9 protein-coding genes are annotated in these 11,465 nt (G+C 71.2%); 3 read left to right on the top strand and 6 right to left on the bottom strand.

The genetic code is table 11. The annotated features are described in order from the left end of the window. Positions 1 to 269: 269 nt before the first annotated feature. The 5 genes from lnt to NM1_RS16165 form a co-directional block, all read right to left on the bottom strand. Entirely contained in the window at positions 270 to 1,883 is a 1,614-nt protein-coding gene (lnt, locus tag NM1_RS16185; RefSeq protein ID WP_084519693.1) for an apolipoprotein N-acyltransferase, read from the bottom strand. Between the two features lie 494 nt (positions 1,884 to 2,377). Continuing rightward, complete coding sequence (locus NM1_RS16180) at positions 2,378 to 3,973, bottom strand: amidohydrolase (RefSeq protein WP_068020341.1); 1,596 nt, start codon at positions 3,971 to 3,973, stop codon at positions 2,378 to 2,380. A gap of 50 nt (positions 3,974 to 4,023) precedes the next feature. Then, positions 4,024 to 4,506 (bottom strand): FxsA family protein, encoded by a 483-nt coding sequence (locus NM1_RS16175; protein ID WP_068020340.1) that lies wholly within the window; start codon positions 4,504 to 4,506, stop codon positions 4,024 to 4,026. Between the two features lie 91 nt (positions 4,507 to 4,597). Continuing rightward, positions 4,598 to 5,257 carry a response regulator gene (locus NM1_RS16170; RefSeq protein ID WP_068020335.1) on the bottom strand — a complete coding sequence of 220 codons (660 nt, stop codon included), beginning with the start codon at positions 5,255 to 5,257 and terminating at the stop codon, positions 4,598 to 4,600. Between the two features lie 23 nt (positions 5,258 to 5,280). Then, positions 5,281 to 6,471 (bottom strand): sensor histidine kinase, encoded by a 1,191-nt coding sequence (locus NM1_RS16165; RefSeq protein ID WP_068020334.1) that lies wholly within the window; start codon positions 6,469 to 6,471, stop codon positions 5,281 to 5,283. A 97-nt stretch (positions 6,472 to 6,568) separates the two neighbouring features. On the opposite strand from NM1_RS16165, the gene NM1_RS16160 reads away from it, so the two are divergent. Then, positions 6,569 to 7,336 (top strand): TSUP family transporter, encoded by a 768-nt coding sequence (locus NM1_RS16160; RefSeq protein WP_068020333.1) that lies wholly within the window; start codon positions 6,569 to 6,571, stop codon positions 7,334 to 7,336. A 25-nt stretch (positions 7,337 to 7,361) separates the two neighbouring features. Here the strand turns inward: NM1_RS16160 and NM1_RS16155 are convergent, their stop codons facing one another. Further along, entirely contained in the window at positions 7,362 to 8,039 is a 678-nt protein-coding gene (locus tag NM1_RS16155; protein WP_246011315.1) for a TetR/AcrR family transcriptional regulator, read from the bottom strand. A gap of 206 nt (positions 8,040 to 8,245) precedes the next feature. On the opposite strand from NM1_RS16155, the gene NM1_RS16150 reads away from it, so the two are divergent. Beyond that, on the top strand, positions 8,246 to 9,772 hold the full coding sequence (locus tag NM1_RS16150) for a TldD/PmbA family protein (RefSeq protein WP_068020331.1): 1,527 nt from the start codon (positions 8,246 to 8,248) through the stop codon (positions 9,770 to 9,772). Positions 9,773 to 9,795: 23 nt separating this feature from the next. Beyond that, positions 9,796 to 11,193: a TldD/PmbA family protein gene (locus tag NM1_RS16145; protein WP_068020452.1), complete on the top strand. Its 1,398-nt coding sequence runs from the start codon at positions 9,796 to 9,798 to the stop codon at positions 11,191 to 11,193. The last annotated feature ends 272 nt before the right edge of the window (positions 11,194 to 11,465 follow it).

Below are 11,465 nucleotides of genomic sequence, written 5' to 3'. Positions count from 1 at the left end.
GGTCGGGCGGATCGGTAGCGATCTCGAGATGTTTCACTTCGAACGACGTTGGCGGAGAGAGCTTTTAGTTGGCAATCTCTTCGCAAACCTCGCGATTTAACCGGATCTTGCACAGAAAACGCTGATCAAGACAGGTAGAGCAGTGCCTATAACTGAGACCGCGCAACGTTCTGGCGAACTGTACGCGGCGGCGCGGGCCGATGCCTCGCGGTCGCACCGGCCCTGCCGTGTTCGGGGTGTTCGCTTTTCGGGGGAGACTGCGCGCGCGGCTAGTGCCGCATCCGGCCGCCGACGGCGTCCTCATCACCCGGATGTCCCGGCGGCGAAATTCGCCGCCGAATAGCCACAGCCACAACAACAGCCGCGGCAAGGATACACAACACTCGCTCGGGCCACGGTCCCATCCGCGTTGCGGGTGTCGTCGCGCTGCGCAGCGGCAGCGTCGACTCCAGCGCGGCCGGGACGAATTTCGGGGTCTGCCGCGCCACCGCGCCGTCGGCGGTGATGATCGCGCTGACGCCGCTGGTGGCGGCCACGACCAGCGCCCGCCCGTGCTCCACGGCGCGAATACGCGACATGGCCAGCTGCTGATAGGTCATCTCGCTGTCGCCGAAGGTGGCGTTGTTGGTCGGCACCGTGAGCAGTTGCGCCCCGGCCCGCAGGGAATCGGAGAAGGCGCGATCGAAGGCGACCTCGTAGCAGGTGGCGACGCCGATGGCGACCTCCGGGCCGCCGCCCGCCGGTTGCGTGTGCACGACCCCGTCGCCGGTCCCCGGCACGAAATACCCTGCGCGGTCGGCATAGTCCGAGAAGTGCCGGAAGAACCCGCGCAGCGGCAGATACTCACCGAACGGCTGGATGATCTTCTTGTCGTGCCGCTCCCCCGGCCCGGCGTCACCGTTCCAGACGATCACCGAGTTCGTGGTGGTGTCGTCGGAGTTCACCAGCACCGCCCCGACCAGGATCGGCGCGTGGATCGCGGTGGACGCGGCGGCGATCTCGGCGGCGGCGTCGGCATTGCGCAGCGGATCGATATCGGACGAATTCTCCGGCCAGATCACCACATCCGGCTGGGCGGCCTGCCCGGCGGCGACGGCGCGGGCCAGTTCCTCGGTGCGGCGGACGTGATTGTCCAGGACCGCGCGACGCTGGGCGTTGAAGTCCAGTCCGAGCCGCGGCACGCTGCCCTGGATCGCGGCAACCGTGATCGGCCGGTCGCCGTCGTCCGGGGCGGGCAGCGCGGTCCGGAGGATCACTCCGGTACACGGGATGATAGCCACAATCGTTGCGACAGTGATAATTCCGGGCAGCCACCTGGGCTTTCGCCGGTCGCCGAGTCGAAGCAGGAAGGCCGCCAGCGCCGTTCCGGTGAGGGCGACCGCGAAGCTCACCCCCGGCGCGCCCGCGAGCACGGCGATCGGCAGATACCAGCCGTCACCCTGCCCGAACGCCAAACGCCCCCACGGGAACCCGCCGAACGGGAAGTTCGACCGGCCCCACTCGGTGAGCGTCCACATCGCGGCCACCCACAGCGGCCAGCCGGGCAGCGCCCCCACCAGGCGCGCGAGCATCCCGAACAGTCCGACGTAGATCGCGCACGCCAGGGACAGCGCCAGCCACGGCACCGGCCCGACATATATCCCTGTCCACGGCAGCAGCGGCACGAAAAACGCCAGCCCGGCCAGCAGCCCGTACCCGAATCCACCACGCAGCCTGCCGTCCCCGCGCACCACCAGCGTCAGCAGCGCGATCCCCAGCGGCGCGAGATACCAGGAGGCCCGCGGCGGAAAGCTGGCGTATATAAGCAGCCCCGCCAGGATCGCGCCGAAGACCCGGCACCACACGGGATATCGCTCCAGCAGACCACGGGCACGTCGGCTCATCGACGCGAGCCCGGTCACCGACGCCGCGCCCTCGGGCTGTGCACCCCGCACGGCGGATACGTCCTCCACCCGCGCCGCGGCCGAACCGCCATGCCCCTCTGACGAATCGGGCGTCCCTCCGGACCCGGCCGCGACGGAGTGTGTGGATTCCTTACTCACAGTCGCGCCTCGATGGCTACCGCCGGGTGGTCGGAGATGTGCCCCGGAAGTGCGCCGCCGGACCAGCTGTCCCCGCCGAACCGATGCCGTCGCAGGTCGGCCGTGGCCTTACATGATCGCGGCGCTGCGGGCGGCATCCAGCTCAACACCGGGTCGATGCTACGGACACCCGGTGCCGACGCCACCCGCGGGTTTCGCGGCGACGTCGTGTGCGGTATCCGCATGCGACGGTCGGACCCCATGCCGGGCGGTGGCGACATCCTCGAACTACACGGCCACAGGCTGCGGCCGTCCGCGCCTCGTTTATGACGCATCCGTCGCAGGCCGCCGGGCGTTCACGCCTCGTGGATAACACTGCCCCGGTGCACGGTGCGCAGGCAGCGCGGGAGTTTGGTGCCCGGGTCGAGCGGGGGCAGGCCGGGGACGCGGGAGCGGGGGTCGGTGGACCAGCGCTGCACCTTGTCCGAGGCGGCCGCGACCACCAGCTCGGTCGCATCCCAGATCGCGTAGGAGGCGGGGGCGCCGGGGACCAGGGTGCCGGCGACGCCGTCGCGGACTCCGCCCGCGCGCCAGGCGCCGCGGGTGGCCGCGGAAAAGGCGGCGCGCGGGGAGATCTGGTGCCCGGGGGTGCGGTGGTGGGCCGCGGCGCGCACGGCCTCCCACGGATTCAGGGCGGTGACGGGCGCGTCGGAGCCGATGGCCAGGGAGATCCCGGCGGCGGCCATGGCGGCGAACGGGTTCAGGGCGGCGGCGCGGTCGGCGCCCAGCCGGGCCGCGTACATCCCGTCCGGACCGCCCCACGCGGCATCGAATCCCGGCTGCACGCTGGCGATGACACCGCAGGCCGCGAGCTCGGCGATCTGCCCGGCGTCGAGCAGTTCGGCATGTTCGACCCGGTGTCCGCGGGCCGCGACCGCCGGGGTGCCGAGCTCCGCGGCGACCCGCGAAAAGCCTTGCACCACAGCGTCGAGCGCGCCGTCGCCGATCGCGTGGAATCCGGCCTGGATCCCGGCCTCGGTGCAGGCGCGCACGTGCGCGGCGACCGCGTCGGCGTCCAGGTAGCCGACGCCGGTGGTATCCCGGTCGGCGTAGGGCGACCGCAGCCGGGCGGTATGCGAGCCGATCGAGCCGTCGGCGAACAGGTCCCCGGCCAGTCCGTGCACGCCGAGTTCGCCGATCAGGGCGCGGGCCCGCTCCGCGGAGGTGACCGCCTCGCCCCAGTACGCGCGCACCTCCACGCCGTGCGTGAATTCCAGCAGTTCGGTCACGTCCGCCCGGCCCGAGATCTGCGGCCCGGCGCATTCGTGGACGGCGACGATGCCGTTCGCGGCGGCGTGGTCGAGGGCCGCGCGCCGGGCTTCGTCGCGCTGGGTGCGGTCCAGGCCGTTCAGCGCGGCGGCTCGCACCAGGTGGTGGGCATCGGCGCGCAGCGGTTCACCGGTGGTGTATCCGGCGGCCGCGGTGACTCCGGGGACGGCGTCCAGCAGTGCCGAGGACACCACGGCCGAATGCGCGTCCACGCGAACCAGATACACCGCGCGGCCCGGTCCGGCGGCGGCGTCGATCTCCTCGACCGACGGCGGCCGCCCCTCCGGCCAGCGGGTCTCGTCCCAGCCGTCGCCGAGCACCGAGCCCGGATGCGCGAGCGCGTAATTGCGGACCAGCTCCAGGCAGTGAGTCAGCGAGGTGGCCTGGGACAGGTCCAGTCCGGTCAGCTGCAGGCCCAGCGCGGTCACGTGCACATGCGGGTCGACGAACGCCGGGGCCACGAAAGCGCCGTCCAGTTCGATGATTTCGGCATCGGGATACAGCGCCCGCCCCGGCCGGTCGGCCCCCAGCCACACCACCGTGCCGTCGGTCACCGCCATCGCCGTGGCATCGGGGGAACTCGAACTGTAGAGGCGACCGCCGACCAGCAACTGGGTACTCACGACGTCCCAGTGTGCCTCACCGGTCGCCCGCTCATCGGCGGCGGGGGCGGTCAGCGGCCGTCGAGCATCGGCCGGGAGTTGCCCTGTCCGTCGTCGTAGTACTCCTGCACCACGACCCCGTCGACCACGTCGCCGCTCGGCTCGACCACCACGCCGTGGTAGCCGGTGGCCATCGACAGCCGGTCGATCCGGCGGGTGGCGAAGGCCGACACCACCGGCCGCAGCAGGGCGCGCGTGGGCAGCAGCAGGAGCAGGCCGAACAGCGAGGTGACCAGGCCGGGGACGAACATCAGCACGCCGCCGAGCGCGACCAGCGCGCCGTCGGCGACCGCGGTGCCCGGTGCGACCTCGCCGAGACGCGCGCGACGGAACTGGTCGAATACCCGGCGGCCCTGCGAGCGCACCAGGATCAGGCCCAGGCCGGAACCGGCGATGAGCAGCAGAATCGTGGCCACGGCACCGATCAGGTGACCGACCACGACCAGCGCGGCGATCTCGACGACCAGGTAGAGGGCGAACAACAGGGCAGGCATGACGATCCTTTCGAGGACGATCTACCACATCCAACGCCCGGGACGCCGGATTTTCTCCCGACCGCGGCTGAGTTCCTGCTGAGAAATCGTCTCACGCGCCCGGCCGGACCAGCCCGGTCTCGTAGGCGAGCACCACCGCCTGCACCCGGTCGCGCAGGTTCAGCTTGGTCAGCACCCGGCCGACGTGGGTCTTCACCGTCGCCTCGGACAGGAACAGCGCGGCGGCGATCTCGGCATTGGAGCGCCCCGCCGCGATCTGCTCGAGCACCTCGCGCTCGCGCGCGGTGAGCACGTCGAGCACCGACGGGTCGCGCATGCGGGCGGGGTCATCGGCGATGAGGCGATCGAGCAGCCGCTTGGTCACCTTCGGCGACACCACCGCATCCCCGCCCGCCACGCTGCGGATCGCGGAGATCAGATCCTCGGGCGGGGTGTCCTTGAGCAGGAACCCGCTCGCCCCGGCCCGCAGCGCACCGAGCGCGTGCTCGTCGACGTCGAAGGTGGTCATCACCAGAACCTTGCTGCCGCAGCCCGATTCGAGGATCTGCCCGGTGGCGGTGACGCCGTCGACGACCGGCATGCGCACATCCATCAGCACCACGTCGGGGCGCAGTTCCCGGGCCCGCGTCACCGCGGTGGCGCCGTTGTCGGCCTCCCCCACCACCTCCACATCGGGGTGGGCGCCGAGCACCATCTTCAGCCCGGCGCGCATGAGCTCCTGGTCGTCCACGACGAGAACGGTGATAGGCACGGCCCCAATCTAACGGGAACGCGTCATTCCACCCCGTCCCGGTCGAGCGGGATGACGGCGCGCACCCGCCAGCCGCCCTCCGGCCAGCGGCCCGCCTCGAGCGTTCCGCCCAGGACCGCTACGCGTTCGCGCATGCCGACCAGGCCGAGACCGCTGCCGACGATCCCGGTGCGCGCGTTGTGGTCCGCGGAGCTCGCCGTACCGGCCGCGTGACCGAGATCGTCGACCTCGACGAGAACGTCGTCGTCGCGGCGGCGCACCCGCACCCACGCCTTCGGGTCGGGACCGGCGTGGCGGAAGGTGTTGGTCAGCGACTCCTGCACGATGCGGTGCACGCCGAGGCTCACCTCGGGGGTGACGTCGTCGAGTTCGCCGGTCAGCTCGAGTTCCACGGCCAGGCCCGCGTTGCGCATCATTCCCACCACCTTCGCCAGGCCCGCCGTGCCGTGCTGCGGCAACTGTTCGGGCGCGTGCTCGGTGCGCAGCAGGGCGACGGTCCGGCGCAACTCGCGCAACGCCTCCCGGCCGGTGCCCGCGATGGTGTTCAGCGCCTGCTCGGCGGCGTCCGGGTCGCGGCGCAGCGCGTACTTGGCGCCGTCGGCCTGCACGATGATCACGCTGACCGCGTGCGCCACCACGTCGTGCAGTTCCCGGGCGATGCGGGTGCGCTCGATCGCGACCGCCTCGTGCGCACTGCGCTCCCGGTCGTAGTCGGCGACGGCCAGGCGGGCGGCGACCTCGGCGTCGTAGGCGTGCCGGGCCCCGAGGAATTCGGCCACCAGCCAGCACAGCGCGTAGTACATCGTCATGAACGACGCCGTCGACAGGTACGGCTCGTCGAGCAGCGTGATCGATAGTGCGCCGTCGGCGATGAGCCCGACCAGATAGACGAGGCCCTCGCGCCGTCCCACGTATTTGACCAGCGTGTAGAGCATGAGGCCCAGCCCCAGCAGCGCGATGTGGCTGGCGATCTCGTGCGTGAGGTAACCGATCGCGGTATTGACCACCGCCAGTGTCAGCAGGGCGGCGGCGCTCGCGCGCGGGTACATGCGCCGGAAGACCATCGGAAGCGGGATCAGTACCGACATCACCAGGTACGCGGCGACGTGGCGGTGGTCGCCGATCGTCGCCATATCGGCCACCAGCAGCCCGAACGCCAGCATCGAATCGGCCACCAGGGGCTTGCCGCGCAGCCACAGACTGAATCGACGCACCCGCCCAGCCTATGCGCCGCGAACTGCCACATCTGCGCTGCCGCTGCCGGACGACGACGATTTGCCCGATCATCCGACGTCTGGTTGTCTTCGGCCGGTGGATCTCGCAGACTGGGCGGCCCTGCTCACCGCGGCGACCGCGGCAGGCTGGGTGGATGCCGTCGTGGGCGGCGGCGGACTGATCATCCTGCCGACCCTGTTGCTGGTGGCGCCGACGATCGCGCCGCAGACGGCGTTGGGCACCAACAAGATTGCCGCCTTCTCCGGCACCAGCGCCGCCGTCGTCACCTTCGCGCGCAAGGTGCCGATGCGCTGGCGCCTGCTGCTGCCGGGCGCGGCGATCGCCGCGGTCACCGCGGCGGCGGGGTCGGCGGCGGTCGCCCTGATCGACCGCGAGTACTTCATCCCGATCGTGATGGCGGTGCTGATCGGGGTGGCGATCTTCGTGACCGCGCGGCCCTCGATCGGCGTCACCATGGCGACCGATCCGCCCACCCGGCGTAAGACGATCCTGGTCGTCGCGCTGGCCGCCGGGCTGATCGGGGCCTACGACGGCCTGCTCGGCCCGGGCACCGGGACGTTCCTCATCATCACCTTCGCCACCATGCTGGGCACCGAGTTCGTGCGCGCGGCCGCGATGGCGAAGGTGATCAACTGCGGCTCGAATCTGGGCGCGCTGATCTTCCTCGGCAGCACCGGCCATGTCATCTGGACGCTCGGCCTGGCGATGGCGGCCGCCAATATCGCCGGCTCGGTCGTCGGGTCGCGCATGGCACTGGCCCGCGGTGCGGGATTCGTGCGCGCGGTACTGCTGGTGGTCGTGATCGGCATGGTGATCCGCCTGGGCTGGCAGCAGTTCGGCTGAGCGCGACGGACATTCGCCGGGACCGTCAGCAGCGAACCTCGGCCATCATGTGCCGGATCGGGCGGGTCGTCTGCGGGGCGGGCTCGGCCAGCCAGGGGGCCAGCACCTTCGAGGTGGTCTCCCGGATCTTGTGGTGTAGGCGCTCGCCGTCCTCGAGGGCGTGGCGGCCCGAGAACAGCACCGTCAGTGCGCCCGATACCGCGCCGACGACCGCGCCGACCAGTGCGGCCGCGCCGACCTCGTCGAGCTCCTCCGGGAAGGCTCCGCGTAGCTGCCGGGCGATCTCCTGCTGGGCGGCCAGCTGCGCGTGCGCGGCCCGGCCGCTCACCGCGGGCACCGTGCGCGACACCTGGGCGCGCAGCACCGAGATGCGAGCGGCGAGATCGTCCCCGAGATGGTCGCCCGGGTTGTCCCCCGCCGCGCGTAAGGCCCGTAACAGCACCTCGACGGGCCGTTCGTCCGAGCGCCGCGTGGCGATCGCGTGCACTGCGGAGCGCACCCGCTCGTCGGGCTCGGGGAAGAGCAGTTCCTCCTTGCTCTCGAAATAATTGAAGAACGTCCGGGTGCCCACCTCGGCGGCGGCGGCTATATCGGCGACGGTGGTCGCCTCGTAGCCACGGCTTTCGAACAGTTCGACGGCGGCCTCGAGGAGGGCACGGCGGGTGCGTTCCCGCTTGCGGTCACGGAGAGCGGATGGCGGCACGCGGGCAGACAGTACGGCATTGATCACGAAACACCCGGCAGGCCGCGTGTCGGCGCGTTTGTTTCCCACTGTGCCAGCCCGCATTTCGTGCGCGTTTGCATCCGGTGCAAGATTGCACGGCGTGTCGCCCTGGGGGGCAACGCATTCCGAGTCCCCGGCCCGGCCGCTGTTGAACGAGCGGTCCGCAACCAATTAGCGTATGGGCCGTGACGATACCGACCCGGGTGGTGGACGAGGAATTCCGCGCCCTGCCGCTGGCCGCGCTGGCCGACGCCGCACTGTCGGCGGCCCGTGCCGCCGGCGCCACCCACGCGGACCTGCGCGTGCACCGCCTGGTCACCCAGTCGATCCGGTTGCGCGACGGACGGGTCGAATCCATCGGCAACACCACCGATCTCGGCTTCGCGGTGCGCGTGATCGTCGACGGCACCTGGGGGTTCGCCTCGCACGCCGAGCTGTCCCCCGCGACGGCCGCCGACGTGGCCCGCCGCGCGGTGCAGGTGGCGACCGCGCTGCGCGAGCTGAACCGCGAACGGGTGGAGCTCGCCCCGGAACCGGCCTACCCCGCGGCGCAGTGGGTGTCGGCGTACGAGATCGATCCGTTCTCGGTGCCGACGCCGGAGAAGGTGGCGCTGCTGCAGGACTATTCGCAGCGGCTGTCGGCCGCCGACGGCGTGGACCATGTGACCGCGTCGGTGCTACAGGTCAAGGAGCAGACCTATTACGCCGACACCGCGGGTTCATCGATCACCCAGCAGCGGGTGCGGCTGCATCCGCAGTTCGAGGCGATCACCGTGGACGCCGCCGCCGGAGTGTTCGAGACCATGCGCACCGTGGCCGCCCCGGCCGGGCGCGGCTGGGAGTACGTCACCGGCGCCGACGGCCGCTGGGACTGGGACGACGAGCTGGCCCGGATCCCGGCCTGGCTGGCCGAGAAGGTGAAGGCCCCCAGCGTCACCGCGGGCCCGGCCGATCTGGTGATCGATCCGACCAACCTGTGGCTGACCATCCACGAGTCGATCGGGCACGCCACCGAATACGACCGCGCTATCGGCTACGAATCCGCCTACGCCGGAACCTCCTTCGCCACCCCCGACCAGCTCGGCACGCTGCGCTACGGCACCCCGGTCATGCACGTCACCGGCGACCGCACCGAGCAGCACGGGCTGGCGACCGTCGGCTACGACGACGAGGGTGTCGCGGGGCAGCGCTGGGACCTGATCCGCGACGGCGTCCTGGTGGGCTACCAGCTGGACCGGGTCTTCGCCCCGCGCCTGGGCCTGGCACGCTCCAACGGCTGCTCCTACGCCGACTCCCCGCACCACGTGCCGATCCAGCGGATGGCGAACGTGTCGCTGCAGCCGGATCCCGAGCGCGACACCACGACCGAGGACCTCATCTCCCGCGTCGACGACGGCATCTACATCGTCGGCGACAAGTCCTGGTCGATTGATATGCAGCGCTACAACTTCCAGTTCACCGGGCAGCGGTTCTTCCGGATCCGCAACGGCCGCCTGGCGGGTCAGCTGCGCGACGTCGCCTACCAGGCCACCACCACCGACTTCTGGGGCGCGATGGAGGCGGTCGGCGGTCCCTCGACCTGGGTGCTGGGCGGCGCGTTCAACTGCGGCAAGGCCCAGCCGGGCCAGGTGGCGTCGGTCAGTCACGGCTGCCCGTCGGTCCTGGTGCGCGGGGTCGACATACTCAATACGCGCGCGGAGGCGGGTCAGTGAGCACCGAGAATCCTGGCGGCCACGTGCTGCCCTCGCCCGAGGTCGTCGAGCGCGCGCTGCGGGTCTCGCGCGCCGACGAGGCGATCGTCCTGGTCACCGACGCCTACGACACCTCGCTGCGATGGGCCGGAAACTCCATGACCACCAACGGTTCCTCGATCTCGCGGGACTGGGCGGTGATCTCGATCTTCCGCGACGGCCCGCACGCCGCGCGGGTCGGCAGCGTCGGCTCCACCAGCGTCGACCCCGCCGATATCGAGGCCGTGGTGCGCGCCAGCGAGGAGGCGGCCCGCACGGCCGAACCCGCCCGCGACGCCGTGCCGCTGCTGGATCCGGATCTCGTCGACCCCGGCGTGCCGGATCGCGAACTGTCCTGGGAGGGCTCCCCCGCCGCCACCGATATCGGCGTATTCGCCGGGCTGGCCCGCGAACTCGCCACCGGATTCGACGGCACCGACCGGCTGTACGGCTTCGCCCACCACCAGATGCACTCGACCTGGCTGGGCACCTCCACCGGGGTGCGCCGCCGCTGGGTGCAGCCCACGGGATCGGTGGAGATCAACGGCAAGCGCGGCGACGGCGCGGAACTGGCCAGCGCGTGGGTCGGCACCGGCACCACCGATTTCACCGATGTCGACGTGCCCGCGCTGCTGTCGGAACTGTCGAGGCGGCTGGACTGGTCGCGGCGCCGGGTGGACCTGCCCGCCGGCCGCTACGAGACGTTGCTGCCGCCGTCCGCGGTCGCCGACCTCATGATCTACATGATGTGGACGATGGAGGGCCGCGGCGCGCACGAGGGTCACACCGCGTTCTCGCGCGCGGGCGGCACCCGAATCGGTGAGCGGCTCAACGACATTCCGCTCACGCTGTACTCCGATCCGAGCGCCGCCGGGCTCGAATACCGCCCGTTCGTCGCCACCCCGGCCTCCTCGGAGGCACTGTCGGTCTTCGACAACGGCCTCACCGCGCGCCGCGCCGACTGGGTGCGCGACGGCGTCGTCGAATCGCTGGTCTACCCGCGCGCGACCGCCGCCGAATTCGACGCGCCCGTCACGGTGCCCGGCGAGAACCTGCTCATGACAGGCGGATCCGAGGCGGCGCTCACCGAGATGATCGCGCGCACCGAACGCGGGCTGCTGCTCACCTGCCTGTGGTACATCCGCGAGGTCGATCCGGCCACGCTGCTGCTCACCGGACTCACCCGCGACGGCGTCTACCTGGTCGAGGACGGCGAGGTCACCGCGGCGGTGAACAACTTCCGCTTCAACGAGAGCCCCCTCGATCTGCTGCGCCGGGTCTCCGAGGCGGGCGCCACCGAGATCACCCTGCCGCGCGAATGGAAGGACTGGTTCACCCGAACCGCCATGCCGCCGTTGCGGATTCCCGACTTCCACATGTCGTCGGTCAGCCGGGCCACCTAGCGGCGCCACATTCCGGCCCCCGCACGCGCCTCCCGTGTGGCAGAATCGCCCCACCGCACCGGTCGGTTCGACCGTGGTCACGGTCGGCCGCCGCACACTCGGGCCCGGGAGGAGCTCGTGATCCAGCACAACCGGACAGCCGGTGCCGCAGGGCTCGATCCCGGCACGGACGCAATGCGGCGTCCCCAGCGAATCCGGCTGGTATACATGCAGATTCGGCCTCGCGATATCCGAGGCGGCGAATTTCCGCATCGTCGCGGGAACCTGGGCGG

Origin of the sequence: Nocardia mexicana NBRC 108244 (assembly GCF_001613165.1) — a bacterium.
Lineage (GTDB): Bacteria > Actinomycetota > Actinomycetes > Mycobacteriales > Mycobacteriaceae > Nocardia > Nocardia mexicana.
This window is presented reverse-complemented; position numbering and strand designations above follow the sequence as displayed.

What these genes read in the sequence shown, in the direction of transcription:
- lnt (WP_084519693.1), bottom strand. Translation starts at nt 1,883, where the DNA reads ATGAGCCGACGTGCCCGTGGTCTGCTGGAGCGATATCCCGTGTGGTGC.
- NM1_RS16175 (WP_068020340.1), bottom strand. Translation starts at nt 4,506, where the DNA reads ATGCCTGCCCTGTTGTTCGCCCTCTACCTGGTCGTCGAGATCGCCGCG.